Origin of the sequence: Kribbella sp. NPDC051586, assembly GCF_044453965.1 — a bacterium.
In the GTDB taxonomy this organism is placed as follows: Bacteria; Actinomycetota; Actinomycetes; order Propionibacteriales; family Kribbellaceae; genus Kribbella.
This window is the reverse complement of record NZ_JBITDF010000006.1, coordinates 86,411-112,585: the sequence shown is the minus strand read 5'-3', so window position 1 is coordinate 112,585 and position 26,175 is coordinate 86,411. Positions and strand designations below refer to the sequence as shown.

Below are 26,175 nucleotides of genomic sequence, written 5' to 3'. Positions count from 1 at the left end.
CTATCTTCACGGCGCGCCACCTGGCCAGGTCGGCAACGAGAGAGTGGATGACTTCGTGAAGATGCAGAAAAGCTTGTTCCGCGGCGTGGTTGTCGTGGCGAGCCTCGCCGCTGTTACTGCCTGCGGCAGTCCGAAGAAGGACACTGCGGACCCCTCGCCGATGGTGGTCACCACGTCCACGCCGTCGCCTCTGCCACTGAACGCCGCCCGAGCGGCTGCCGCTCTCGCAACCGGTGGCCTCGGGGTCCGCGACGTGCCCGGGATGCAGCCGTTGGGCGCGCCGATCACCACGCTCACCTCGCCGACCATCGGAGCCTTGTGCGGAACGACCGCCGCCGGGTTGACCAGCGAGAAGTTGCGGATGGCCCGGCGACAGCTCGTCTGGAGCGCAGGCCCGTCGCAGTTCGTGTCCGAGGAGCGGATCGTCTACCAGCAAGGCGGCGTACAGGCTGCGCTGAAGGATCTGCTGACTTCGGGCACAATCTGCCCGGATCGCATCGGTGTACGGCCGGCGCCTTCGAGCGCGAAGCTGCCGGCCGGCTCGATGGAGGTCTCGTCCCACGGCACCGGGCAAGGCGGAGACTCCTACGCCGTACCCGTCGGGAACCGGCTGCTGGTCGTGCTGTGGTCGAACTGGACCGTGTCGTCAGGTTCATCTGAGCCGGCCGTCATCCGGACCGCCCTCGCCAAGGCGCGCATCGTGGTCGTCCAGCGCGAGCAGCCGACCCTCCAGGCGCTCGCAGGCTGACAACGTCGGTCATTCGCCCTTGACGGGACCGTCCCCGGTACGCCACGCTCGATCGCGAGAGCGCTCTCATCCACCGAACCGCCCCTAGGTGAGGAGAGTTCAGATGAAAGTCTTACTGGCCGCCGTGATCACGGCGGGTGTACTGACCGTGCCCGCACAGGCGATAGCCGCGCCCGAACCACTCGCTGTGGCCGGCCAGTCGGCCGCCATGCACCGTGACTTCGGGCTGACCGACCAGCAGCTGCAGCAGCGGCTCCAGGCTGAGACGTCGGCCGCCAAGCTGTTGCCCGCGGCCCAGAAGGCAGCCGGCGTCGCTTACGGCGGAGCCTGGTACGACGCTGCCACGCAGAAGCTCGTTGTCGGCGTGGTGGGACCGGACCGGGCAGCCGCGGTACGAGCTGTCGGCGCCACGGTCACCGCCGTACCAGTGACAGCCAAGACGCTGGACCAGCGCAAGGCAGCCGTGGACAAGCTGGCAGGTAAGGCTGTGCCTGCTGCGGTCAGCGGATGGTCTGCGGACCCGCGGACCGGCAGCGTCGTGATCAACGTGCAAGCAGGTAAGCGATCCCAGGCCGTCGATGCGTTCGTCGCCAAGCTCGCGAAAACCGAAGCGGTCACGGTCAAAGAGGTCGCAGCGCAAGCACCACGCACGTACGCCGCCGGCACGGTCGGCGGCGACCCGTACTACGTCAGCAACATCCGCTGCTCGATCGGCTTCTCGGTGTACGGCGGCTATGTGACCGCGGGGCACTGTGGTCGCAGCGGCGTGGTGCGCGGCTGGGACGGGACCGACCAGGGCTCGTTCCAGGGCTGGTCGTTCCCCGGCAACGACTACGCCTGGGTGGCCACCGGCTATGGCTGGTGGACCGTCCCGGTCGTCCTCGGCTGGGGACAGGTGAGTGACCAGCTGGTCCGCGGGTCGTCGGAGGCGCCAATCGGTTCGTCGGTGTGCCGGAGTGGTTCGACCTCGCACTGGCACTGCGGCACGATCCTGGCGAAGAACGAGACCGTGAACTACGGCAACGGCCAGCTGTTCTACGGCGCGACCAAGACCAACGTCTGCGCCGAGGGTGGCGATTCTGGTGGGTCGTTCATCACCGGCGACCAGGCCCAGGGCGTAACCTCCGGCGGCTGGGGTGACTGCACCAGCGGCGGCGAGACCTGGTTCCAGCCGGTCAACGAGATCCTGCAGGCGTACGGCCTGACTCTGCAGACCGCATAGAAATGGCTGTGGATCCCCTTGCGTGCAAGGGGATCCACAGGTCTGCTATCAGGCCGGGTTGTCCGGCACCGGCTCGAGGAGCGGCTTCTCGTCGTCCCTCTTGGTGGCCAGCGACTCGATCAGCTGCTTGGCCAGCGCGAAGCCCGAACCACCCATGGTGATCGTCTTGACCAGGGTGTCCTCGATGCCCTGGGCGCCGTTCAGCACGACCATGTTGCCGACCTTGTCGAACGACGACGACGCGGCCCGGACGATCTCCGGGTACGCCTCGGCGAGCTGCTGCGCGACGACGGCGTCGGTGTTCGTGGCCAGGGCCTCGGCGCGCGCCTTGATACCGGCCGCCTCGGCCATCGCCTTCGCCTGGACGGCGGACGCCTCGGCCTTACCGGTCAGCTCGGTCGCCTTCGACTGCGCCTCACCACGCAGCTGGACCTCCCGGGCGTTCGCCTCGGCGGCCGCGATCTGCGCGTCGCGGGCAGCCTGGGCCAGCGTGCGCTGCCGGTAGGCTTCCGCGTCGGCCGGCTTCAGCACCGACGACTCCAGCTGCTTCTCGGCCAGCGACGCGTTCAGCTTCGCGGTCTCCGTCTCGGCGACGACGACCTCCTGCTTGGCCAGCGCGGCCGCGAGCGGACCCGCCTGGAACGACTTCGACGTGGCCTGGTCGACCTCGGCCTGGTAGCCGGCCTTCGCGATCTCGCTCTCCCGGATCGCGGCCGCCTTGGCGGCAGCGGCGACCTGCTCGCGCTCGGTCGCCTCCCGGTCCCGCTCGGCCTGCGCGATCCGGGCCGCGGCCTCGACCGCGGCGGCCTGCGGGCGGCCCAGGTTCCTGATGTAGCCGGACTCGTCGTCGATCTCCTGGATCTGCAGCGAGTCGACCACCAGCCCGAGCTTCTCCATGTCGCCGGCCAGCGAGCCGCGGATGTTCGTGGTCAGCGTCTCCCGGTCGTGCAGCATCTCCTCGACCGTGGTCGAACCGACGATCGCGCGGAGGTGTCCGGCGAACAGCTCGTGGATGGTGCTCATCACCTGCTCGTCGCTCTGCTCCAGGAACCGCCGGGCCGCGTTCGCGATCGAGCCGTAGTCGTCACCGACCTTGTACGCCGTCACGCCCTTGATGTGCAGCGGGATGCCCTGGCTGGACACGCACGTCACGGTCAACGGCGTGGCGCGGATGTCCAGCGGCAACCGGCGTACCGTCTGGAAGCCGGGCAGCACCGCGGTGCCGCGGCCGACCACGATCTTGAAGCCGAGGGTCTCGTTGACCTGCTCGGTGCTGGAGTGCGCCCCGAGGCCGGAGATGATCAGCGCCTCGTTCGGCTCCGCCACCCGCCAGACCATCCGGAACACGATGAGCAGGGCCACCACCGCGACTGCGGCGACGACCACGTACGTCCAGAGCATTTCCCCTCCAGGGAATGAGTTAGATAGCGCGAGCGACGTAAACGGTGCGGGGTGGGTCGAAGTCGACGACGATCACCTGCGTCCCCACCTCCAGCACCTCGTCGGTCGCGGGGTAAGCGTAGAAGGCCTCGGTGGCACCGCGGACCGGCAGCATGACCTCGCCGACGATCCCAGGTGCGATCCGGCCGATCACCCGCCCCCGTTTGCCTACCATGTTGTTCCTCCGACGCGGCTCGGCCTGCTCCAGTTCCCGAATGCTAGCTGGCCGTGAGTCTTGTCGCCGGGTCGGTCCAGGAGGATTGTGGAGGAGTCGGCACGGCCTGGGGGGATGGGGAGGGGGCCATGGGCGACGACGTACTGGTTGGCGTCACCGAGGAGGGAGCCGACGAGGCGCGCCTGGAGGACCTGGCGCTGCTGTTGCGGCAGGAGTTGCTCTCCCTCGACGTGCGCGCGGTCGAGCCGTACCGCGACGGCGAGGCGCCGGACGGGACACGCGGCGCGCTGGCCGCGATCGCGGGCGTGCTGAGCGTTTCGCTCGCCCCTGGTCTGCAGGTGCTCGGTTCGGTGGTCGCTGTGGTGCGGGAGTGGTTGCGGCGCGCAGGCGACGGCCGGACGGTGAAGCTGACCATCGACAACGACGTGATCGAGCTGACCGGCACCAGCGACGCGCTGCAGCAGCAATTGGTCGATGCCTTCGTACGACGGCACTCCGGAGCGGACGTGTGAGATGGACGGTTCGCGCGTCGCGCTCGTGGTGGCGAACGACCAGTACGACGATCCCGGTCTGAAGCGACTGGTCGCGCCGGCGCAGGACGCTGCCGCGCTGGCCGGCGTACTCGCGGATCCGGCGGTCGGCGGCTTCGAGGTCCAGGTACTGCGGAACGCGCCCGCGCAGGACATCCGCTTCGCGGTCGAGGACTTCTTCGCCGACCGTAAGCCGGAGGACCTGCTGTTGCTGCACTTCTCCTGCCACGGGTTGAAGAACTCGGCGGGGGAGCTGTTCCTCGCGCTCTCCGACACCAAACCGGCCCGGCTCGCATCGACCGCGGTGGCCGCGGACTTCGTCAACCGGCAGATGGCCGACAGCCGGGCGCAGCGGATCGCCTTGTTCCTGGACTGTTGCTACGGCGGTGCGTTCCCGCGCGGCATGGTCGTACGGGCAGCCGGTGAGGCGCAGGTCCAGGACGCGTTCGCCAAGCAGGCCGAGGTCGGCGGCGGACGCGGGCGGGTCGTGATCACCGCGTCCAGCGCGATGGAGTACGCCTTCGAGGGCGGGCAGTTGGCGTCCGACGCCTCGACGCCGAGCCCGTCGGTCTTCACCGGTGCCGTGGTGGACGGGCTGACGACCGGCGAGGCGGACCGGGACGGCGACGGCTGGGTAGGGCTGACCGAGCTGGTCGGGTTCGTCACCGATCGGATCCACCGGGTCACGCCGAACCAGAACCCGCAGATGTGGACGTTCGGCTCGCAGGGCGAGCTGCTGATCGCCCGCAGCCGGGTACGCCGGATCACGCCGGCGCCGCTCGCACCGGAGCTGACCCAGGCGATGGAGAGCCCGTTGCCGGCGGCAAGGTTCGGCGTGGTCGACTACCTGCGCGAGCGCCTGTACGACAACGACCTGGGGCAGGCGTACGCCGCCTTGCAGGCGCTGCGCCAGATGACCGACGACGACAGCCGCAAGGTCTCCGAGGCCGCATCCGAGGCGCTGTCGACGGCCGAACTCAAGGTCACGCCCTCGTCGGTGGACCTCGTCGGCACGACTCCCGCCGAGCTACGCCTGGCCGGTCCGCCGATCGCGTTGACGGCGGCCGCGTCTCCCAGCGATCCGTGGTTGAAGCTCGCCCAGGAAGGCGACGTCATCCGGGTTCACGCCGGGCAATCCGCCCCCGGTGTCCACGAAGCGTCGGTTGCCCTCGCGGGGCCGGCCGGGGAGCGCATCGTACCCGTGCATCTGACGGTCCCCGGTACCGAGTCCGAGCCGCCGGCTCCTCCTCCCGAACCCGAACCGCAACCCGGGCCCGAGCCGGGGCCCGTCCCGGAACCGCCACACGCCGAACCGGCCCGGGCCAAGACAGCGCGACCTCACCCGGTGGCAGCGTCCCTGACCGACAGCGCACCTGTCCCGCCGTGGTGGCTGATCGCCGTGCTGATCGCGGGCAGTGCGTTCCTCGTCCTCGTGAACTGGCCCGGCGCGCCCTACTCCCGCAAGCTCTGGTACGACTCGAACCAAGGCTGGTACCTGTACCGGAACTGGTACGACCCGGCCATCTGGGGCGCGATCGTCGCTCTCCTCGCCGCCGTGGTCGCGCGCTGGGCGGGGACGATCGCGCTCGGCGTCGTCGCCGGCTGCGCGGTGGCCGCGATCGAGGGCGCCGCGCTGATCGTCGGCGGCGGGATCTCGGCCGACGAGACCTCCGCATGGTTGGTATCGGCCGTGACTGCGGTCGCGATGGGCGTCGTACTCGTGGTCGTGCTGAAACCGTCGGTCGGGCCGCTGTGGCCGGTCTGGCCGCCGGCCGCGGGCATGGTCGTTGCCGGGGGCATCTTGCTGGTGCTGAGCGCGGTCGTCCCGCACAGCGATGGCGTTTCGTTCTTCATGGTCACCCCGCTGGCGCTGCTCGACCCGATCGTGGCGGTCGGGCTCGCGTGGCCGGCCCTGGCCGCGGTCGACGCCAGGACGAAGACCTGGCTGACCGCGGCGGTCGTGACCTACTCGGTCCTCGGCATCCTGGGTGGAGTCCCCGCCCTGACCCAGGGGCACTCGGCGGCCGACTTCCTCACCGGGCTGTTCGGCGACGCGCTGGTCGCCGTCGGGGTGCTCGTCAACCTCGGACGGCCCCTTCCGTCGCGCCCTTGATGAACTGACGGGCGAAGATCGCGAAGACGATCACCAACGGCACCATCGCCATCAACGCACCGGTCATCACCATGCTGTAGTCGACGCCGTGCGACCGGTTCAGTGTCGACAGGGCGACCTGCAGCGTGACGTGGTTCGGGTTCGTCAGCACGATCAGCGGCCACATGTAGTCGTTCCACGAGCCGACGAACGTGAAGATGCCGAGGAACGCCAGCGCCGGCCGGGCCGACGGCAGCGCCACGTGCCAGTACGTGCCGAAGAAGCCGCAGCCGTCCAGCGTCGCGGCCTCGATCAACTCGTCGTGGATCGAGTTCTGGAAGTACTGCCGCATCCAGAAGATGCCGAACGCGTTCGCCGCACCGGGGATGATCAGCGCCTTCAACGAGCCGACCCAGCCGAGCAGGGCCATCGTCTGGAACTGCGGTACGGCGGCCAGCTGCGCCGGCAGCAACATCGTCGCGAGCAGTACGACGAACAACGCGTTCCGCCCCGGGAACCGGAACTTGGCGAACGTGAACGCCGCCAGCGAGTCGAAGAACAGCACCAGCACCGTGGTCGAGATCGCCACCGTCGCGGTGTTCGCCATCGACTGGAAGAACGCGACGTTGTCCAGCACGTGCCGGACGTTGTCGCCGAAGTGGCCGCCGAAGGTGAACTTCGGCGGGAACCGGTAGATGTCCGCGGTCGTGTTCGACGCCATGATGATCGTCCACACGAACGGGAACATGAACACCAGCAGCGCCAGCACCAGTGCGGCGTGCAGCGCGATCCCGCGCAACCGGTAACGCGTCATCGGTCCTCACCCCGGCCCCGGAAGATCCGCCAATTGATTGCCGTGAACAACAACACGAGCACGAAGATGCTGAGCGCGATCGCGGCGGCGTACCCGTAGTCGTTGTCCAGGAACGCGGCCCGGTAGAAGAACAGCACCACGGTCATGCCGCTCTGCCCGGTGCCGCCGCTGTTGCCGACCATCACCTGCGGCTCGGTGAACGTCTGCAGCCCGCCGATCGTCGACATGATGACGGTGAACAGCACGACGGGACGCAACTGCGGCAGCGTGATCGAGAAGAACGTCCGGACGGCGCCGGCCCCGTCGACCTTGGCCGCCTCGTACTGGTCCTTCGGGATCGCCTGCAGACCGGCCAGGTAGATCAGCGTGTTGTACCCGACCCATTGCCACACGATCATCGTCGAGATCGCGATCTTGATCCCCCACGGCTGGCCGAGCCAGTCCTGCTGCGGGATGCCGAGCGAGCGCAGCGCGGCGTTCACCAGGCCGAAGTTCGTGCTGAAGACCGAGCTGAAGAAGATCGCCATCGCGACGAGCGAGGTGACGTTCGGGATGAAGTACGCGATCCGGTAGACGTTGGTGAACCGGACCGCCGACTGCAGCATCACCGCGAGCAGGAGCGCGAGGACGAGCGTCGGGACCGTCGACATGAAGAACAGCACGACGGTGTTCTCCAGCGCGGTCCAGAACGTCGGGTCCTGGATCAGGAACGCGAAGTTGTCCAGCCCGGTGAACTTGCGGGCGCTGAGGCCGTCCCAGCGCTGGAACGCCAGCACGATGGTGGACACCATCGGGTACAGCCCGAACACCGCGAACAGCACGTAGAACGGCGACAGCGCCAGATAGAACCGCCAGTACGACCAGATCCGCCGCCCGGGCCGCTGACCCCTTCCGGTCAGCGGCTCGGTCGCGGCAGCAGACACCGTCGCCGTACTGGTCACTGCACTCCCTGGCGTTTGGCGATTGCCTTGGCCTTGGAGACTGCGCTCGCCCAGGCAGCGTCCGAGGTCTTGGAACCGGTCTGCACGGTCTTGAGTTCGTCGTGGAACGGCGCGGCGACCGAGTCGTCGTACGGGCTCTGGTACGCGACGGGGATCGCCTTCGCGGCCGGACCGAACACGTCGATCGGCACCTGACCGCCGAAGAACTTGTCCGCCGCCTTCAGCTCCGGCTTGTCGTACGCCGCGGGCGCGGACGGGAAGATCTGCGCGTCGGTGAACGCCTTGGCCTCGTTGTCGGCGCTGAGCATGTACTTGATCACGTCGAACGCCTTCTGCGGATCGGCCGCGTTCTTCGTGATGGCCAGGAACGAGCCGCCGAAGTTCGCCGGTCCGCTCGGCGTCGGCGCCAGCCGCCACTTGCCGACGCTGGTCTTCACCGCGGACTTGATGTCCAGCGCGACCCAGGCGGCGCCGATGTGGGTCGGGATCGTGCCCTGGTCCAGACCGGCGTTCCAGTCCGGGCTGCCGCTCGGCGTCTTGCCGTCGATCTTCATCGTCATCGCCTTGACCGAGGTGTCCCACGCCTTGCGGATGTGGTCCTGGTCGCCGATGAACTTGTGGTCCTTGGAGATGTACCGCTCGGTGCCCTGGCCGACCACCATGTCGTAGAGGTCGGTCGCATCCCAGACCAGCAGCGCCTTCGGGTTCTTCGCCTTCAGCTGGACCCCGGCGGCGAAGTAGTCGTCCCAGGTCTTCAGCTGCTCGGCCACCTTGGCCGGATCGCTGGGCAGGCCCGCGGCGGCGAAGATGTCCTCGCGGTAGAACAGCCCGGTCGGGCCGACGTCGATCGGCAGGCCGATCACCTTGCCGTCCAACGTCGTCGCCTGGTTGACCTTCCACTCCAGGTAGTCGCCGAGCACGGAGTCCGCCCCGACGCTCTTCAGGTCCACGAACCGCGACGCCTGCGGGAGCAGCGAGGCGATGTCCTCGCCCTTGATACCGGTGATGTCCGGGATCCCGGTGCCGCCGTTGAACGTGGTGACCAGCTTCTGCTTGAAGTCGCCGCCGATCTCGGAGTACTTGATCTTCGGGTCCGGGAAGTGCGCGATCGTGTCGTCGAGCACCGACTTGCCCAGACCGCCCGGCCAGCACCACATGGTCAACTCGGTCGTGGTGTTCTTCTTGGCCGTGCTGCCGGTGTCCATCCCGGACGAGCAGCCGACGAGCGTCCCGGTTGCCATACTGCCGGCCACGGCTGCGAAGCCCCCGAGCAAGGTCCGACGTGAGAGCTCCATGGTTCTACCTTCCTGAGTGTGCGCTGATCAGCGCGTGGAGGTGATGGTCTTCGGGGTGGGCCGCCTGCCAGGCCGCCAGGTCGTCCCAGCGCGGTGCAGCATCCGCACCGCCGAGCCGGGTGACCGACAGGGCCGCGGTGAGCGAGGCGAACCGCAGCCGCTGCTCCAATGGCAGCTCCCAGAGCGTCGCGGCGATGAAGCCGGCGGCGAACACATCACCCGCCCCGGTGGTGTCCGCCGCCGGGACCGGATACGCAGGTACGGCGACACGCTCGCCAGTGCTCGCGTCGAGGGCCTCTGCGCCGTCGGCGCCGTTCGACACGACGACGAGCGGGACCTTCTCCGCCAGAGCCTCGAGTGCCTCGGCGGGCGACGCTGTGCGCGTGTAGGCCATCGCCTCGTCGGCGTTGGGCAGGAAGACGTCGCAGTGCTCGAGCTGGTCGAGCACTGCCGGGTCCCACTGCTCGGACGGGTCCCAGCCGACGTCGGCGAACACCACGCTGCCGGCCACCTTCGCCTTCGCCAGCCACGCGTTCGGCCAGGGGCCGATGTGGGCGGCGACTGCTCGGGCGGTCGGCAGCGTGGTGATCAGCTCGTCGGCTGACAGCAGGGGAGGGGTTCCCCGGGTGACCAGTGCCCGATCGTTGTCGTAGGCAAGGGCCACTGTCAGCGGGGTCTGCCAGCCGGCGAGTCTGCGGGACGGCGTCAGATCGATGCCCTCGTCGTCGACGAGCCGGCGCCAGACGCGGTCGCCGAGATCGTCGGCGCCGAACACGGCGGCCATCCCGGTGCGCAGGCCGAGCCGGGCCAGCGCGACCGCGAAGTTCGCGATGCCGCCGGGGCTCTCGTGCGACTCGGTGGCCCACACCTCGGTGCCGGGTCGGGGCGCAGTGGGCAGGCCGAGCACCAGGTCCTGGAAGACCAGACCGGACACAAGGACATCCAAGGTCGCCTCGTCCAGTTCGTGCATGATCAGCACACTCCTGCAGGGTCGATCAAACTCGTTCACGAATCTAAAGTCGGTTGCGCAAGATCCGCAATACCTGATCAAAGATTTGACGGAGAATGACAGAGTTTGCGTGATACTGTCTGCGATGTGTTGCCGAAGCAGCGACAGGATCAGATCGTCCGCGCGCTCCGGGCCGACGGGGCCGGGGGCGTCAAGGTGCTTGCCTCCAAACTCGGCGTCAGCGAGGCGACCATCCGGCGCGACCTCGAGCAGTTGCACGCCGAGGGCCGCCTCACCCGGGTGTACGGCGGTGCCCTCGCGGTCGACGGCGGGGACGAGCCGTTCGCGGACGTCAACGCCGTCCATGCCGAGGAGAAGGACCGGATTGCCCGTCGAGCTGCCGAGCTGGTGAGCGACGGCGAGTCCGTGCTGCTCGACATCGGTACGACGGCACTCCGGGTGGCGCAGCACCTGCACGGCCGGTCGTTGACCGTGGTGACCAGCAACCTCGCAGTACTGGAGGAATTGCAGAACGACGAGCAGATCGAGCTGATCGTGCTCGGCGGGTTCGTGCGGCGCAGCTACCGGTCCCTGGTCGGGTATCTGACCGAGGAGAGTCTGCGGCAGATCCACGTCGACTGGCTGTTCCTGGGGACCAGTGGGGTGCGGCCGGACGGCCGGGTGATGGACAGCACGATGATCGAGGTGCCGGTGAAGCGAGCGATGATCAACGCGGCCGACCACGTCGTGCTGCTCGCCGACAGGACGAAGTTCCCGGGGCACGGAGTGGCCCGGGTGTGTGAGCCGGGGGAACTGTCCATGGTGGTGACAGAGCCAGGGGCGGATGAGGCGACCCGGACCCAACTGACCGAGGCAGGAGTGCAGGTGGTGCTGGCATGAGGCTGACGATCCTGGGCGGGGGCGGCTTCCGGGTTCCGCTCGTGTATCACGCGCTGCTCGGCGACCAGGGCGCCGGACGGATCACCGAGGTGGTCCTGTTCGACACCGACCGCACCCGTCTCGCGGCTATCGGCGCCGTGCTCCGTCAGCAGGCGACGGCGACCGAGCACCCGCTGCCACCCCCAGTGGTGACGGAGACAACTGATCTGGACGACGCTCTGCGTGGCACCGACTTCATCTTCTCCGCCATTCGGGTCGGCGGCCTGGAGGGGCGCACGATCGACGAGCGGGTCGCCCTCGGGCTCGACGTGCTCGGTCAGGAGACCGTCGGCGCAGGCGGGATCGCGTACGGCCTGCGGACCCTTCCGGTCGCCGTCAAGATCGCACAGCGGATCGCTGCGGTCGCACCGGACGCGTGGACCATCAACTTCACCAATCCAGCCGGCATGGTGACAGAGGCGATGATCCCGATCCTCGGCGACCGGGTGATCGGCATCTGCGACTCACCGTCGGGTCTCGGCCGCCGAGCGGCGCTGGCGCTCGGTGTGGACCCGTCGACAGCGTTCTACGACTACGCGGGCCTCAACCACCTCGGCTGGCTCCGCGGCCTGCGGTCCGGCGGTGTGGATCGGCTGCCTGACCTCCTGCAGTCGGACGACGCACTGAGCTCCTTCGAGGAAGGGCGGTTGTTCAGCCCGGACTGGCTGCGCTCGATCGGCTCGATTCCGAACGAGTACCTGCACTATTACTACTTCGCCCGCGAGACGCTGGCCGCCGTACAGGCTGTGCGGCAGACGCGTGGCACGTTCCTGCTCGAGCAGCAGTCCGCGTTCTACGCCGAGACCGGGAGGCGCCCGGAGGAGGCGCTCGAGTTGTGGCAGAAGACGCGGGCCGAGCGCGAGTCGACGTACGGAGTGGAGAGCCGTGAGGTCGCAGACGCGGGGGAGCGGGACGAGCGGGACATGGAGGCGGGCGGCTACGAGCAGGTCGCGTTGTCGCTGATGCGGGCGATCGCCCACAACGAGCGGGCCTCACTCATCCTGAATGTCCGCAACCGCGGAGTGCTGCATCACCTGGACGACGACGCCGTGGTGGAGATCCCGTGCACCGTGGACGCCAACGGCGCGCTCCCGGTCGCTGTGTCGCAGCTCACCGACCACCAGGCCGGTCTGGTCTGCTCGGTGAAGGCCGTCGAGCGCTCCACGATCGAGGCCGCCACGACGTCCTCGCGGTCGGCAGCCCTGAAGGCCCTCGCGTACCACCCGCTGATCGACTCGGTGACGGTGGCCCGTAGCCTCCTTGACACCTACGTCGAGAGCCTGCCGGACCTCGCGTACCTCCGGTCCTGAGGCCGATTGGTCTGAGACACGCCGTATCTGGCAGAATGGCCTGCTGAGTCCGTCCAGGTTCGTGCAGCCCTCTAACTCCACTGCCCGGCCGGCCCATCCGAGCGGTCACCCCGTTGTCCCCACGACGACCCGTGCTGCTCACCCAGACATGTAATTCCGAGGGAGACCACCCAAAAGTGGCAGTCAAGATCCGTTTGAAGCGCATCGGCAAGAAGCGCACCCCGCACTACCGCATCGTCGTCATGGACGCCCGCACCAAGCGGGACGGCCGGGCGATCGAGGAGATCGGCATCTACAACCCGAAGACCGAGCCCTCGTTCATCCGGGTCGAGTCGGAGCGGGCGCAGTACTGGCTGGGCGTCGGCGCGCAGCCGAGCGAGGCCGTCGAGGCGATCTTCAAGGCCTCCGGCGACTGGCAGAAGTTCAAGGGCATGGATGCCCCGGCGCCGCTGCGGGTCGCCGAGCCGAAGCGGGACAAGCAGGAGATCTTCAACGAGGCGCTGGCCGAGGCCCACGGCTCGCTGAAGACCGAGGCGGTCACCGCCAAGAAGTCCGCGGCCAAGAAGACGGCCGAGAAGAAGGACGACGCTCCCGCGGCCAAGGCTGACGAGGCAGCGGCCGCCAAGGCTGACGAGGCTCCGGCGGCCAAGGCTGACGAGGCTCCCGCCGCCAAGGCTGACGAGGCTCCGGCCGCCAAGGCCGACGAGGCGCCGGCCGCGGCCGAGACCACCGAGGCCTGACGATGATGGAGACCGAGGCGCTCGAGCACCTGGTCCGAGGCATCGTGGACAACCCCGACGACGTCAGTGTCCGGTCCCGGAACCTGCGCCGCGGGCGCACCCTCGAGGTGCACGTCAACCCCGACGACATCGGCAAGGTGATCGGCCGCAACGGCCGGACCGCCACCGCGATCCGCACCGTCGTCGGCGCCCTCAGCTCGGAGTCCTCGCTGCGCATCGACTTCGTCGACGAGCTCAACCGGCGCCCGCGCCGCTGAGCTCAGCAGTCCTTCGAAGGGCCGCACCCGGTCTGGGGTGCGGCCCTTCGTCCTATTCTTCCCGCCCACCCACCCCCACCCGCCGCCCAACTCGCGCTTCACGGCGGTCTGGTGGTGTGCAAGGGGCATCCAGCGATACTTGGCAGACTGACCAGTGGCATTGGTCAAATTGACCAGTCTGACTGGACAAGGCGGCCATCGAGATCTCCCAGAAGGGCGTTTGCAGGTGTTGGTGACTGTTGGGCGGATCGGCCGCGCGCACGGGATCAAGGGCGAGGTCGGCATCGACGTACGGACCGACGAGCCGGACCGCCGGTTCGCCGACGGCGTGACGGTGGTGACGGACGCCAAGGTGTCCCGCACGCTGACGGTGGCGTCCAGCCGCTGGCACAGCGGGCGGCTGCTGGTGAAGTTCGCCGAGGTGCCGGACCGGACCGCCGCCGAGCTGCTGCGCAACCTGTTCGTGCAGGCCGAGATCGACGAGGACGAGCGTCCCGAGGACCCCGAGGAGTATTACGACCGCGAGCTGATCGGCCTCGCCGTCCGCACCACCGACGGCGCCGAGGTCGGTGAGGTGATCGACGTCGTCCACCTCCCGTCGCAGGACCTCCTGGAGATCCGCCGCCCCGCCGGAAACGCAGTACTGGTTCCGCTGGTCGAGCAGCTGGTCCCGGAGCTCAACCTGGACAAGCAGTACGTCGTGGTGGCCGACCGGCCCGGTCTGCTCGACCCGGACGGTGCCGAGGTGGTCCCGACCGATGAGGCTTGACGTTGTCACGATCTTCCCGGAGTACCTGGCCGCGCTAGACGTCTCCCTGGTCGGCAAGGCGGCCAAGAGCGGCCTCCTGGACGTCCACCTCCACGACCTGCGGGAGTGGACCCACGACCGCCATCGGACCGTCGACGACACCCCGTACGGCGGGGGAGCGGGCATGGTGATGAAGCCGGAGCCCTGGGGGCTGGCGCTCGATGCGATCGCACCGGCTGACGGTCCGGCCCAGCCGCGGCTGATCGTGCCGACTCCGGCCGGCCGTCCGTTCACGCAGGAGCTGGCGTACGAGCTGGCATCCGAGCCGTGGCTGGCCTTCGCCTGCGGCAGGTACGAGGGCATCGACGCGCGCGTGGCGTCGTACGCCGCCGAGCGGATGCGCGTGGACGAGGTGTCCATCGGCGACTACGTGCTGAACGGCGGCGAGGTCGCCGTACTCGTCATGGTCGAGGCTGTGGCGCGCCTGCTGCCCGGTGTCATCGGCAACCCGGAGTCCTTGGCTGAGGAGTCGCACTCCGGCGACGGCCTGCTCGAGTACCCGGTCTATACGAAGCCGCCGACCTGGCGCGGGTACGACGTACCCGAGGTGCTCCTGTCTGGGAACCACGGCCTCATCGCCGATTGGCACCACGAGGAGTCAGTCCGTCGTACTGCGGAACGCCGGCCGGACCTGTTGGCAGCCTGGGGCGACGTACTGGCGGGCAAGGACGACTCCGACGCCGTGCGCATCCTCCCGGCCACGACTGCCGACGCGGGCGAGATTCACGTACTGCAGCTGGCGTCCTTCCTCTCCGAAGCCCGCCTGTACGACGACTTCACGATCCCGCCGCTCACCGCGGACGTCGCCGACACAGCGGGTCGCCTGGAGCGTTCCATCGCGCTGAAGGCAGTGGCCGGTGCCCGCATCGTCGGCTCGGTCCAACTGACCGTCGACGGTTCGCTGGGGCACATCGAGCGCCTCGTCGTCGCCCCGGACTGGCAGGGTCGCGGCCTCGGCGACCGCCTCCTCCGCGCCGCCGAGCGGCTGGCTCCGGCCGACGTCACGTCGTACACCTTGAACACCGGCGCGCTGAGCGACCGCAACCTGGCCCTGTACCGGAAGGCCGGCTACCGGGAGGTCGGCCGGGAGCCCCAGACGCCGAAGGTCGACCTGGTCCACCTGAGCAAACGCCGTCGCCGAAAGTGACGGTGGTCACGTCCGAGCCACGCTCACCCTGCGCTGATGTCCCGGGCGGATTTCGTCACGGTGTGGGGCGTGTGGCAAGATTGTCTGCTGCTGCCCTTCGGTGCTCCTGCCACAGGGGGTGACCACCGACCGGCAGCATTCTGATGACTTCATCACCACCTAGATTCGTGGGTGACCTGTGGCACGCGCGAGGAAGAGACACCTGATGAGCAACGTCCTGAATGAGCTCGACAACGCGAGCAAGCGTGACGACATCCCCGCTTTCCGGCCCGGCGACACCGTCAATGTGCACGTCAAGGTCATCGAGGGCAACCGGTCCCGCGTCCAGGTGTTCAAGGGTGTCGTGATCCGGCGCCAGGGTGGTGGCCTGCAGGAGACCTTCACGGTCCGCAAGGTCAGCTTCGGCGTCGGCGTGGAGCGGACGTTCCCGCTGCACACCCCGATCGTGGAGAAGATCGAGGTCGTGACCCGCGGCGACGTCCGCCGCGCCAAGCTGTACTACCTGCGCGAGCTGCGCGGTAAGGCGGCCAAGATCAAGGAGAAGCGCGAAGTCCCGGCCTCCTGACGTCGCGTAACGACGACGGTCTCCTATGGCGCCGAGCACCGCGACTCGAGCTCGCCCTCGCCCGGTAGCCACGAGGGCACGTCGCAGCAAGGGACGTCACCGCAGGCTGAAGCAGCGCAATCCGCTGCTCAGCCTGCTGCTCGAGATGAGCACCGTCACGGTGCTCGCGCTCGTCATCACGATCGTCCTGCGGCTGTTCGTCGCGGAGGCGTTCTACGTCCCGTCGGAGTCGATGTACGACACGCTGACCAAGGACGACCGGATCCTCGCCGAGAAGGTCAGCTACCTGCACCGGGACGTCGACCGCGGTGACATCGTCGTGTTCAAGGACCCGGGCAACTGGCTGAACGAGGAAGAGGCCAAGCCGGGGACGCTGCGCCGGGTCGGTGAGTTCGTCGGCATCCTGCCCCGCAGCGGCGAGGGTCACCTGGTCAAGCGGGTGATCGGTATCGGCGGCGACCGAGTGGTCTGCTGCAACAAGCAGGGCCAGATCACCGTCAACGGGATCCCGCTGGACGAGCGCGAGTACCTTCTGAAGGACGCCAAACCGTCGGAAGTGCCGTTCAACGTGCTGGTGCCGGCCGGTCACCTGTGGGTGATGGGCGACAACCGGGCCGAATCCGCCGACTCCCGTGCCCATATGGGTGGCCCCGGAGGCGGATTCGTGCCGGTCGAGAACGTGGTTGGCCGGGCCTGTTGCATAATCTGGCCGTCTGACCGGATGACGATGCTGCGTCCTCCGGAAACCTTCAAGAAGCCGGGGCTGAAGAAGTGACAGATACACCGACCAAGACGGACCCCAAACCCGCCCCTCGCTCGGGCTTCGCGGCAGCCGCCCGTGAGTTCGTGCTGATCGTGGTCGGGGCCCTGATCGTCTCGTCGATCCTGCGGGCGTTCGTCGGGCAGATGTTCATCATCCCGAGCGAGTCGATGGAGAACACGCTGCTGGTCGGTGACCGGGTCGTGGTGGAGAAGCTCACCGACGTCAAGCGCGGCGACGTGGTCGTGTTCGAGGACCCGGGCGGCTGGCTCGGCCCGGAGGAGAGCGGCCAGAAGCGCGGCTCCGTCGGCCGGTTCTTCGAGGTCGTCGGCCTGCTGCCGGACTCCAGTCACGGCCACCTGATCAAGCGCCTGATCGGCATGCCCGGCGACAGGGTCGCCTGCTGCGACTCCAAGGGCCGCCTGCTCGTGAACGGTCAGCCCCTCGACGAAACGAAGTACCTGTATCCAGGCGATGCCCCGTCGCAGATGGAGTTCCAGGTCACCGTCCCGGCCGGCCGGATCTTCGTGATGGGTGACCACAGGTCTGCCTCCGGGGACTCGCGGGTCCACCTCCAGGACGTCGACGCGAACGGCGGCAACCAGGGCGACGCGGCGTTCGTGCCGCTCGACAAGGTCACCGGGCGGGCGATATCGATCGTCTGGCCGGCGGGTCGCTGGAGCAAACTCGGCGTACCCGACACGTTCAAGGCGGTGCCGGCCCCTGGCCCGGCCCCGGACAAACCTTCGATATCCCTCACACCACCACCTAAGTGAGAACCTGTCGCCCCTGACGCCTAGGGTGAGTTGTGTGATGCGGAGGGCTGAATGAGCGCGCTGCCGCGCGGGAGCACGGTACGGCGGGACGCCGGACTGTACGGGTACGAGCGTGCCCTGCGCCGCGTCGGACTGGACCCGATCGCCGGCGTCGACGAGGCCGGTCGTGGACCGTGTGCGGGGCCGCTGGTGGCGGCCGCGGTGATCCTGCCGGAGGGTAAACGGGGGCAGATCCCGGAGCTGGCCGACTCCAAGCTGTTGACGGCCAAGGCCCGGGATCGCTGCTACGACGAGATCCGCAAGCGCGCCCTCGCCTGGTCGGTGGTCGCGATCGAGGCCGCCGAGTGCGACCGGCTCGGCATGCACGTCGCGAACGTTGAGGCGCTCCGCCGGGCGCTGTTCCGCCTCGACGTGCGCCCGTCGTACGTGCTGACGGACGGCTTCGGTGTCGACGGTCTCGGCGTACCGGGACTGGCGATTTGGAAGGGCGACCGCGTGGCGGCTTGCATCGCCGCCGCCTCCGTGATCGCCAAGGTGACGCGGGACCGGGTGATGCAGCACTGGGACACCGTGTACCCGCAGTACGGGTTCGCGATCCACAAGGGATACTGCACCCCCGAGCACCAGGCGGCACTGGACGAATACGGTCCGTGCCCACAACATCGACGGCGGTTCGAGAATGTCCGCCGCAGTCTGCGACCCGATATGGGACAGAATGTGACCAGTCCCACCGGAGTGGAGAGCCAGGCATGAGCGCTGACGACCTCGAGAAGTACGAGACCGATATGGAGCTACAGCTCTATCGGGAGTACAAGGACGTCGTCGGGATCTTCAAGTACGTCGTAGAGACCGAGCGGCGCTTCTACCTGTGCAACGCGGTCGACCTCAAGGTGCGGACCGAGGGCGGCGACGTGTACTTCGAGGTGACGATGGCCGACGCGTGGGTCTGGGACGTGTACCGCTCGGCCCGCTTCGTGAAGAACGCCAAGGTCGTCACCTTCCGCGACGTCAACATCGAAGAGCTCGCCAAGTCCGACCTGGAAGTCCCGAAGGACTCCGACTTCGGCCGCTGAGGTTTTCCACAAGTTCGAACTGAGGGCCCGCATCGAGGCCTGATCCCGGCATGTTCTCTGCCGGAGGTGGTCATCGATGCGGACCAAGAACGCAGTCGGGCGGTACGGCGAGGATCTCGCCGCGAGGTATCTCAGCGCGCACGGTTTCGCCGTGCTCGAGCGCAACTGGCGCTGCGAGCTCGGCGAGATCGACATCGTCGCGCGCGAAGGCGACACGCTCGTCGTCTGTGAGGTGAAGACGCGCCGCGGGCTGAACTACGGCAGTCCGTTGGAGTCGATCACCTACAAGAAGCTGACCACCCTGCGGAAGCTGGCGGGCCGCTGGTTGCAGGCCCATCAGCTCAGACCGGCGGCGGTCCGGATCGACGCCGTGGCCGTCCTGTTCGACCACGACACGCGACCCAGAGTCGACCATGTGCGGGGTGTCGCCTGATGGCTCTCGCACAGACCTGGTCGGTCGCGCTGGTCGGCCTGGAGGGCCATCTCGTCGAGGTCGAGGCTGATATCGCCCAAGGCCTGCCGAAGACGACGTTGATCGGTCTCCCGGACACGTCCCTGTCCGAAGCCCGCGACCGCGTCCGCGCCGCCGTGGTGAACAGTGGCGAGCGATTCCCCGACCGCAAGGTCACCATCGGCCTCTCACCCGCCACCTTGCCCAAGACCGGCTCGCACTACGACGTCGCCATCGCCCTCAGTCTGCTGACCGCGGCAGGCGTCGTCGATCCGACCGCGCTCCGCCAGACGGCCATCATCGGCGAGCTCGGCCTCGACGGCCGCATCCGCGAGGTCCGCGGTGCGCTCGCGATGACCCTGGCCGCCGCCCGGGCCGGCTTCGACCGCATCGTCGTCCCGGACCTCAACGTCGGCGAAGCACGCCTCGTCCCAGGCATCGAGGTGTACGGCGCGCGCTCGCTCCGTCAGGTCCTCGCTCTGCTCCGCGGCGTCGAGATCCCCGACGAAGCCCCACCCCGCGCCGAGCCACGGCTGGTGTCGGAGTCGCTGACCCGCGTTCCGGCGGTCGATCTCGACGACGTCATCGGCCAGCGCGAAGGCCGCCGCGCGATCGAGGCCGCGGCCGCGGGCGGGCATCACCTCTTCCTGCACGGGCCGCCGGGCTCCGGCAAGACGATGCTCGCCGAGCGCCTGGCCGGGCTGATGCCAGACCTGAGCACGGACGACTCGCTCGAGGTGTCGGCCGTCCACTCACTCGCCGGCCTCCTGACCAACGACGCCGAGCTCGTCGTCCGGCCCCCATTCATCGCGCCCCATCACACGGCGTCCCTGGTCAGCCTTGTCGGTGGCGGGTCTGGCGTGCCGAGGCCTGGCGCGATCAGCTGCGCGCATCGCGGCATCCTGTTCATCGACGAGGCGCCCGAGATGCACCCGCTCACTCTCGACACCCTCCGGCAGCCGCTCGAGTCCGGTTTCGTCGAAGTCCACCGGGCCGCCGCGGTCGCGAAGTTCCCGGCCCGATTCATGCTCGTCCTGGCGGCGAACCCGTGCCCCTGCGGCCTGTCCGGCACCAATCAGGGAGTCTGCAGCTGCACACCGCAGGCCCTGGCGCGGTATCGCCAACGAATCAGCGGCCCGATCAAGGACCGCCTGGACATCCAACGCCAGATCCTCCCGGCAGCGCGCACCATCACCGACGGCGAGCCCGTCGAGTCGACCGCCGTCGTCGCCGGCCGCGTGCAGCACGCTCGTGATCGCCAGGCCCACCGCTACCGCGGCACCGCCTGGATCCTGAACAGCGAGGTCCCGGGTCCCATCCTTCGTCGCGAACATCCCCTGGATGCCGCGAGCAACAAACTCCTCGAGGACCACTACGCGACCGGCCGCCTCACCGCCCGAGGCTTCGACCGCGTCGTCCGACTCGCCTGGACCCTGGCCGACCTGGCCGGTGTCGCCAGGCCAACCGTCGAGCTGACCCACGAAGCCTTCCAGCTGCGCGCAGGCGAACCCTTAGCCCAGCTCTCCGACCTCCGCCCTCTCAAAGGACTCACCCGATGACGAACCATGCACTGACAAACCTCGCCCTGACCACCGACACCATCGGCTCCGGCGGAGGAGCAGCCGGCTCAGAGCCCCTTGCCGACAGCAACGACGACCGCGAACGCCTGGCTCGCGCCGGCTTGTCCCGCGTCGTCGAGCCGGGCGACCTCGCCGCGCTGAAGGCCTTCGACGGGATGTCCGCGCTCGAGATCTGGGACCGCCTCCAGCGGAAGTCACGTGGCCTTGAGCGCTGGTCCACCCGCCTCGCCGAGGTCGACCCACAAGGAGATCTCGAGCGGGCCGCAGCCGCTGGGGCCAGGTTCGTCATCCCCGGCGACGAGGAATGGCCCGACGCCGTGGACGTTCTGGCCGACGCGGGTCAGCTGACCCGCCGCGCCGGCGCGCCGTTCGGCCTGTGGGTCCGCGGCCGGGCCAATCTCCGTGCTGCGTTGAAGCAGTCCGCCTCGATCGTCGGCGCCCGCGCCTGCTCGTCGTACGGCGATCACGTCGCAGCCGAGCTTTCCGCCGGCCTCGCCGACACCGGTGTCACTGTGGTGTCCGGTGGCGCGTTCGGCATCGACGCAGCCGCCCATCGCGGCGCGCTGGCCGCTTCCGGTCTGACGATCGCGGTCCTCGCCTGTGGAGTCGATGTCAGCTACCCGAAAAGCAATTCAGCCCTGCTCAGCCGCATCGCCGAGGACGGCCTGGTCGTCGCCGAGCTCCCGCCCGGATGTTCGCCCACCAAGCTCCGCTTCCTCGCCCGCAACCGCCTCATCGCCGCAGCCACGCAAGGCACAGTCGTCATCGAAGCCGCGATCCGCAGCGGCGCCCTCAACACCGCCGGCTGGGCCGAACAATGCGGCCGCGCCGTCCTCGCCGTCCCCGGCCCCATCACGTCCCGCATGTCCGCCGGCAGCCACCTACTCGTCCGAGAGCGCAACGCCCTACTGGCCACCAGCGTCGCCGACATCGTCGAAGCAATCTCCCCGTTCGGCGCCCACCTCACCGAACCCCCACGAGCCCCCCAAACCCTCGCCGACACCCTGGCCCCCGACCTCCAACGCACCCTGGACGCCGTCCCCGTCCACCACCCAGCCCCCGCCACCCGCATAGCCGTCACCGCAGGCCTTGACCTCCCCACCACCCAACAGTCCCTAGAATCCCTAGCCGCCCACGCCCTAATAACCCAAACCCCAACCGGCTGGCGCCTCCCACCACCGACCCCACTCGCGTAACCCTCAGGGCCCGAGATAGCGCTCAACAGCCGTCAGCAAGGCCCCACCCACGACAGCTGCGGCGCAGGCATGCCGCCCGGCACCAGCTGTCAATCCCCGCGATGCTCCAGTTGGCCAGGGGGTTTGTGTGGTTGGGCTAGTTGCGCATGTGTTTGCCGCGGGTGGGTTTTTGGGGCTGTTGTTCGGGTGGGGTGCGGATGGCGCGGAGCTCGGGTGGGCGGTCCTGGTCGGCGCGGATGGCTTGGAGGCCTCCGGTGCCGGGGTCGGTGTCGCCTAGGTCGAAGTCCCAGCTGTCCTCGTTGGCGAGGCGGCTGTGCCAGCGGCCGTACAGGCCGTAGATCGCGATGCCGATGACCATCCAGACGCCGAACTTGGTCCAGGTGCTCGTCTTCATGTTGAGCATCAGCCACACGGTCGCGGCGAGCGACAGCAGCGGGATCAACGGGACCATCGGCACCCGGAAGCCGCGCTCCAGGTTGGGCTCCGAGCGACGCAGCGTGAGTACGCCGACGGCACAGAATGCGAAGCAGAACAGGGCACCGATGACCAGCAGCTCCTCGAGCTCGAGGACCTTCGGGTACAGCGTGAGCGCCAGCGCGGCGAGACCTGCGAAGGCGGCGGCGCGGGCGGGGGAGGAGTACACCCGGCTGACCCGGCCGAGGCTCTTCGGCAGCAGGCCGTCGCGGCCCATGTTGAACAGGACGCGGCTCTGCGCGATGAGGACGACCATGATCACCGTCATCAACGCGAGCAAGGCACCTAGGTTGACCACCTTCGCAGCCCAGCCGACGCCGACCGCAGCGAGTGCCTCGGAGACGGGTGCGGCTCCGCCCAGCTTGCCGAACGGACGCATGCCGACCAGGACGACAGCCATTGCGATGTAGAGGATCGTCACGGCGCCGACGCCGAGCAGCATCCCTTGCGGGACAGTCTTGCGGGGGCTCCGGGCGTCCTCCGACGCGGTGGCGATCAGGTCGAAGCCGATGTAGGCGAACACGATCGTGCTCGCGGCCGTGAAGATGCCCATCGTCCCGAACGAACCGAACGACGAGTCCAGGATCCAGCCCAGCAACGTCGGACTCGCTGTCGCGGGCGCGGCCCGGGCCGGCGGCACGAACGGGTGGTAGTTCGACACGTTCACGTGGGCGGCGCCGACGATCACGACCAGCAGGATCACCGCGACCTTCGCGATCACGACGACGGTCAGCACCCGGGACGACAGCTTGGTGCCGGTCACGATCAGCGCAGTCAGGACCAGCAGCAGCAAGGGGGCAACAAGGTTGATCTTGGCCTCGGGACCGAAGAACTGCGCCACCCCGCTGGGCAGCGTGACTCCGAATCCGTCCAGCGTGGCCAGGAAGTACGCCGACCAGACGCGCGCGACGATCGCCGCCGCCGTGACGAGTTCCAGCACGAGCGCCCAGCCGACCAGCCAGGCCCACATCTCGCCGAAAGTCACGTAGCTGAAGGTGTACGCGCTACCGGAGACCGGGATCGTGGAGGACAGCTCGGCGTAACAGGCCGCGGCCAGCAGACAGACGATCGCGGCGATCACGAACGACAGGATCACTGCCGGTCCGGCGACATTGGCCGCCTGGACGCCGCTGATGCTGAAGATGCCGGAGCCGATCATCACGCCAAGGCCGAGAACGACCAGATCGCGACGACCGAACAAACGCGGCAGACGGTGCCGCGCGTCCTCGACTCGAGTGAACGCCGACTCGACCGGCAAACGCCGGCCTACGGTCTGTCCGTTCGCTGAGGGGGCCATGGTCAGGGGTGCCTCCGTTGCTACTAGGGCAATCGGGCCGAACAGTAGTCGACCGTCGGGCTATCGACCAGACCTCCTCTCGCCGGTCTCCGCGCGGTGGCTTGCGATGCCGGGCCGCCTCACGCATCGTCGACACATGACGCCGGACGATGTCAGTGGAAACCCTTCCTGGCCGGAAGGTTTCACTCAGTTACTGGCTGACTACGAACGGCATCTGACGGCGGAGAGAGACCTCAGCACTCACTCGGTCAGAGCCTACATCGGAGATGTCGCGGATTTACTCGAACATTTGATTCGGCTTGGTCACGATGATCTTGCCGGGCTGGACATCCGAGGTCTGCGGTCCTGGCTGGCAAAACAGCAAAGTCTGGGGAAATCCCGCAGCACGATGGCTCGCCGGGCCACGGCCGCAAGGGTGTTCACGGCGTGGGCGCAACGGACCGGCCGGGTCGGTACGGATCCGGGAGCATTGCTCGTCAGCCCTAAGGCGCACAAGAGTTTGCCGGGCGTGCTGGGGCAGGCCGATACGCGAACCGTGCTCGATGCGGCAGCGGTCGCCGCGGATGACGGCAGTCCGATCGGGCTGCGTGACCTCGCGATCATGGAGCTCCTGTACGCGACCGGGATCCGCGTCGGTGAGCTGTGTGCGCTCGATGTGGACGATATCGATCGGTCGCGCCGAGTGGTCCGCGTGTTCGGCAAGGGCCGGAAGGAGCGGTCGGTCCCGTACGGCGTACCGGCCGGGGAGGCCCTTGAGCGATGGCTGGCCGAGGCGCGGCCGAAGCTGGCGCGCGAAGGGAGTGGGCCGGCCGTGTTCCTCGGCGCCCGTGGCGGACGGATCGATCAGCGGGCGGTACGGCGGATGGTGCACGAGCGGATGGCGGTCGTCGATGCGGATCTGGCTCCGCACGGTCTGCGGCATACGGCGGCCACGCATCTGCTCGAAGGTGGCGCGGATCTTCGGAGCGTGCAGGAGTTGCTCGGGCACGCGTCGTTGGCGACGACGCAGGTCTACACGCATGTCTCCAGCGATCGGCTCCGGAAGGCCTACCAGCAGGCGCATCCGCGCGCCTGACCACGCGCTCGCCCAGGTCCTTACCTGGATCCACACCTAGGTCCTTGTCCGGGCGCTTGTCCGGGCGCTCGTCGGGGCGCTTGTCGGGGCGCTTGTCGGGGCGCTTGTCGGGCCCCCTTGTCCGGGCGCTCTTCCGCGCGCTTTTCCCGACGGTGTCCGGGCGGTTGTCCGGGCGGTTGTCCGGGCGGTTGTCCGGGCGGTTGTCCGGGCGGTTGTCCGGGCGGTTGTCCGGGCGGTTGTCCGGGCGGTTGTGCGGGCGGTTGTCCGGGCAGTTGTGCGAGCGGTTGAGTGGGCGGCCTCGCCTGGGCGAAGGTGCGGCGGGTGGGCAAATCCGCTCGTTTGCGCGATCTCGGCTCGGTGACGGCCGGTGGCGACGCCTGGAGATCGTCCAGCCTCTCGGACTCGGGGCTGTGTGCGGGGGATGCGGCGCGTGAGTGGGCGGATGCGGCAGACTGCGGGACATGCGGGTTTCGGCGAAGTCTGACTATGCGTTGCGAGCTCTGATCGAGATCACCCAGCGGTGGGCGGCCGACGATCCCTCGGTGGTGTCGGCCGAGGAGCTCAGCCGGGCGCAGGGCATTCCGCACGGCTTCCTGCAGGGAATCCTCGCCGACCTCCGCCGGGCCGGCGTGCTGTCCAGCCAGCGCGGGCAGTCGGGTGGATGGCGGCTCGCCGTCGACCCGAACGAGATCTCCGTGGCCGACGTGATGCGCGCGGTCGACGGTCCGATCGTGAGCATCTCCGGTGTCCGGCCGGAGAGCGTGTCCTACAACGAACATGCAGTGGTCCTCCAACGGGTCTGGATCGCGGCGCGTGCCAGCCTGCGGGACGTACTCGAGAACACGACCCTGGTCGATCTCGCGAAGAACAAACTCCCGGCCGGCGTCGAGCGCCGCTCCCGCGACGAGGACGCCTGGCAGGCCCGCGTCCCCGGCAGCTAACCGCCCTTCCGGCGAGCACGGGCAGCGGACCGGGCGGGTCAGTTGTAGGTAGCGGGGCCAGCAGAGCGCGGAGGTAGCAGGGCCGGCACGGCGGGCGAGGTAGTGGAGCCGGCAGGGCAGGCGGCAGGGCTGGCCAGGAGATGGTGCCAGCAGGGCGGCCGAAGTAGGGGCCACCAGGGCAGGCGCTGGCAGCGCGGCGGGCAGGCCAGACGGGCCAAGCGGGCCAGCAGGGTGGGCGAGGTAGTGGGGGCCCAGCAGGGTGGGCGGAGGTAGTGGGGGCCCAGCAGGGTGGGCGGAGGTAGTGGGCTAGGCAGCCAGGTGGGCCAAGCCAGCGGGCCAAGGCAGGCGGCACGGGGCGGCAGGCGGGCCAGGCCGGGCGGCAGGCGGCGCGGCACGGCAGGCTTCTATGTGGCGGGGCAGGCGGAGACAGTTGGCCAAGGGGCAGGTGGGGCGGCAGACCAAGGGGCAGGCGGAGGCGGCAGGCCAAGGGGCAGGCGGAGGCGGCAGGCCAAGGGGCAGGCGGAGGCGGCAGGCCAAGGGGCAGGCGGAGGCGGCAGGCCAAGGGGCAGGCGGAGGCGGC

27 protein-coding genes are annotated in these 26,175 nt (G+C 68.8%); 20 read left to right on the top strand and 7 right to left on the bottom strand.

The features are described 5' to 3' along the window. Window positions 1-55 precede the first annotated feature (55 nt). Complete coding sequence (locus ACIA58_RS38560; protein WP_396408823.1) at window positions 56-748, top strand: hypothetical protein; 693 nt, start codon at window positions 56-58, stop codon at window positions 746-748. 103 nt (window positions 749-851) lie between these two features. Next, entirely contained in the window at window positions 852-1,970 is a 1,119-nt protein-coding gene (locus ACIA58_RS38555) for a S1 family peptidase (RefSeq protein WP_396408822.1), read from the top strand. Window positions 1,971-2,018: 48 nt separating this feature from the next. Here the strand turns inward: ACIA58_RS38555 and ACIA58_RS38550 are convergent, their stop codons facing one another. Continuing rightward, the gene (locus tag ACIA58_RS38550) at window positions 2,019-3,371 is read right to left on the bottom strand and encodes a flotillin family protein (RefSeq protein ID WP_396408821.1); all 1,353 of its coding nucleotides are present in this window, start codon (window positions 3,369-3,371) and stop codon (window positions 2,019-2,021) included. Window positions 3,372-3,390: 19 nt separating this feature from the next. Next, on the bottom strand, window positions 3,391-3,585 hold the full coding sequence (locus tag ACIA58_RS38545; RefSeq protein ID WP_141852289.1) for a hypothetical protein: 195 nt from the start codon (window positions 3,583-3,585) through the stop codon (window positions 3,391-3,393). 128 nt (window positions 3,586-3,713) lie between these two features. On the opposite strand from ACIA58_RS38545, the gene ACIA58_RS38540 reads away from it, so the two are divergent. Then, window positions 3,714-4,097 carry a hypothetical protein gene (locus ACIA58_RS38540; RefSeq protein ID WP_396408820.1) on the top strand — a complete coding sequence of 128 codons (384 nt, stop codon included), beginning with the start codon at window positions 3,714-3,716 and terminating at the stop codon, window positions 4,095-4,097. Then, complete coding sequence (locus ACIA58_RS38535; protein ID WP_396408819.1) at window positions 4,060-6,228, top strand: caspase domain-containing protein; 2,169 nt, start codon at window positions 4,060-4,062, stop codon at window positions 6,226-6,228. Before ACIA58_RS38540 ends, ACIA58_RS38535 begins: the two co-directional genes overlap by 38 nt. Here the strand turns inward: ACIA58_RS38535 and ACIA58_RS38530 are convergent. Genes ACIA58_RS38530 through ACIA58_RS38515 form a run of 4 tightly spaced genes read right to left on the bottom strand, consistent with a single transcriptional unit; the run spans window position 6,194 to window position 10,227 of the window. Beyond that, entirely contained in the window at window positions 6,194-7,021 is an 828-nt protein-coding gene (locus ACIA58_RS38530; protein ID WP_396408818.1) for a carbohydrate ABC transporter permease, read from the bottom strand. The genes ACIA58_RS38535 and ACIA58_RS38530 overlap by 35 nt on opposite strands. Continuing rightward, entirely contained in the window at window positions 7,018-7,962 is a 945-nt protein-coding gene (locus ACIA58_RS38525; protein WP_396408817.1) for a carbohydrate ABC transporter permease, read from the bottom strand. The genes ACIA58_RS38530 and ACIA58_RS38525 overlap by 4 nt, the downstream gene beginning before the upstream one ends. Further along, window positions 7,959-9,257 (bottom strand): ABC transporter substrate-binding protein, encoded by a 1,299-nt coding sequence (locus ACIA58_RS38520; RefSeq protein WP_396408816.1) that lies wholly within the window; start codon window positions 9,255-9,257, stop codon window positions 7,959-7,961. The genes ACIA58_RS38525 and ACIA58_RS38520 overlap by 4 nt, the downstream gene beginning before the upstream one ends. Window positions 9,258-9,261: 4 nt before the next feature. Beyond that, window positions 9,262-10,227 carry a carbohydrate kinase family protein gene (locus tag ACIA58_RS38515; protein ID WP_396408815.1) on the bottom strand — a complete coding sequence of 322 codons (966 nt, stop codon included), beginning with the start codon at window positions 10,225-10,227 and terminating at the stop codon, window positions 9,262-9,264. Window positions 10,228-10,353: 126 nt separating this feature from the next. Between ACIA58_RS38515 and ACIA58_RS38510 the strand changes: the two genes are divergently transcribed. The 14 genes from ACIA58_RS38510 (at window position 10,354) to dprA (ending at window position 21,808) form a co-directional block, all read left to right on the top strand. Beyond that, a complete protein-coding gene (locus ACIA58_RS38510) occupies window positions 10,354-11,106 on the top strand; it encodes a DeoR/GlpR family DNA-binding transcription regulator (protein ID WP_396408814.1) in 753 nt (250 codons plus the stop codon). Then, on the top strand, window positions 11,103-12,455 hold the full coding sequence (locus ACIA58_RS38505; RefSeq protein ID WP_396408813.1) for a 6-phospho-beta-glucosidase: 1,353 nt from the start codon (window positions 11,103-11,105) through the stop codon (window positions 12,453-12,455). Before ACIA58_RS38510 ends, ACIA58_RS38505 begins: the two co-directional genes overlap by 4 nt. 176 nt (window positions 12,456-12,631) lie before the next feature. Then, entirely contained in the window at window positions 12,632-13,195 is a 564-nt protein-coding gene (rpsP, locus tag ACIA58_RS38500; protein ID WP_396408812.1) for a 30S ribosomal protein S16, read from the top strand. A 5-nt stretch (window positions 13,196-13,200) separates the two neighbouring features. After that, on the top strand, window positions 13,201-13,452 hold the full coding sequence (locus tag ACIA58_RS38495) for an RNA-binding protein (RefSeq protein ID WP_396409292.1): 252 nt from the start codon (window positions 13,201-13,203) through the stop codon (window positions 13,450-13,452). Window positions 13,453-13,678: 226 nt separating this feature from the next. After that, a complete protein-coding gene (gene rimM, locus ACIA58_RS38490; RefSeq protein WP_396408811.1) occupies window positions 13,679-14,221 on the top strand; it encodes a ribosome maturation factor RimM in 543 nt (180 codons plus the stop codon). Beyond that, window positions 14,211-15,407: a tRNA (guanosine(37)-N1)-methyltransferase TrmD gene (gene trmD / locus ACIA58_RS38485; RefSeq protein WP_396408810.1), complete on the top strand. Its 1,197-nt coding sequence runs from the start codon at window positions 14,211-14,213 to the stop codon at window positions 15,405-15,407. The genes rimM and trmD overlap by 11 nt, the downstream gene beginning before the upstream one ends. Window positions 15,408-15,612: 205 nt before the next feature. Then, the gene (gene rplS / locus ACIA58_RS38480) at window positions 15,613-15,972 is read left to right on the top strand and encodes a 50S ribosomal protein L19 (protein WP_396408809.1); all 360 of its coding nucleotides are present in this window, start codon (window positions 15,613-15,615) and stop codon (window positions 15,970-15,972) included. Window positions 15,973-16,117: 145 nt separating this feature from the next. Then, window positions 16,118-16,747 (top strand): signal peptidase I, encoded by a 630-nt coding sequence (lepB, locus tag ACIA58_RS38475; RefSeq protein WP_396408808.1) that lies wholly within the window; start codon window positions 16,118-16,120, stop codon window positions 16,745-16,747. After that, the gene (lepB, locus tag ACIA58_RS38470) at window positions 16,744-17,508 is read left to right on the top strand and encodes a signal peptidase I (protein ID WP_396408807.1); all 765 of its coding nucleotides are present in this window, start codon (window positions 16,744-16,746) and stop codon (window positions 17,506-17,508) included. The genes lepB (ACIA58_RS38475) and lepB (ACIA58_RS38470) overlap by 4 nt, the downstream gene beginning before the upstream one ends. A gap of 51 nt (window positions 17,509-17,559) precedes the next feature. Continuing rightward, window positions 17,560-18,261 (top strand): ribonuclease HII, encoded by a 702-nt coding sequence (locus ACIA58_RS38465; protein WP_396408806.1) that lies wholly within the window; start codon window positions 17,560-17,562, stop codon window positions 18,259-18,261. Then, a complete protein-coding gene (locus ACIA58_RS38460) occupies window positions 18,258-18,581 on the top strand; it encodes a DUF2469 domain-containing protein (protein ID WP_012922325.1) in 324 nt (107 codons plus the stop codon). Before ACIA58_RS38465 ends, ACIA58_RS38460 begins: the two co-directional genes overlap by 4 nt. A 76-nt stretch (window positions 18,582-18,657) precedes the next feature. After that, on the top strand, window positions 18,658-19,014 hold the full coding sequence (locus ACIA58_RS38455; protein WP_396408805.1) for a YraN family protein: 357 nt from the start codon (window positions 18,658-18,660) through the stop codon (window positions 19,012-19,014). Further along, complete coding sequence (locus ACIA58_RS38450) at window positions 19,014-20,591, top strand: YifB family Mg chelatase-like AAA ATPase (RefSeq protein ID WP_396408804.1); 1,578 nt, start codon at window positions 19,014-19,016, stop codon at window positions 20,589-20,591. The genes ACIA58_RS38455 and ACIA58_RS38450 overlap by 1 nt, the downstream gene beginning before the upstream one ends. Further along, a complete protein-coding gene (dprA, locus tag ACIA58_RS38445) occupies window positions 20,588-21,808 on the top strand; it encodes a DNA-processing protein DprA (RefSeq protein ID WP_396408803.1) in 1,221 nt (406 codons plus the stop codon). Before ACIA58_RS38450 ends, dprA begins: the two co-directional genes overlap by 4 nt. Window positions 21,809-21,944: 136 nt before the next feature. Here dprA and ACIA58_RS38440 read toward each other — a convergent pair whose 3' ends face one another. Beyond that, the gene (locus ACIA58_RS38440) at window positions 21,945-23,579 is read right to left on the bottom strand and encodes an APC family permease (protein ID WP_396408802.1); all 1,635 of its coding nucleotides are present in this window, start codon (window positions 23,577-23,579) and stop codon (window positions 21,945-21,947) included. A 136-nt stretch (window positions 23,580-23,715) separates the two neighbouring features. Between ACIA58_RS38440 and ACIA58_RS38435 the strand changes: the two genes are divergently transcribed. Together ACIA58_RS38435 and ACIA58_RS38430 are read left to right on the top strand one after the other, a co-directional pair. Then, a complete protein-coding gene (locus tag ACIA58_RS38435) occupies window positions 23,716-24,654 on the top strand; it encodes a tyrosine recombinase XerC (RefSeq protein ID WP_396408801.1) in 939 nt (312 codons plus the stop codon). Window positions 24,655-25,115: 461 nt separating this feature from the next. After that, entirely contained in the window at window positions 25,116-25,595 is a 480-nt protein-coding gene (locus tag ACIA58_RS38430; protein WP_396408800.1) for an RrF2 family transcriptional regulator, read from the top strand. Window positions 25,596-26,175 lie beyond the last annotated feature (580 nt).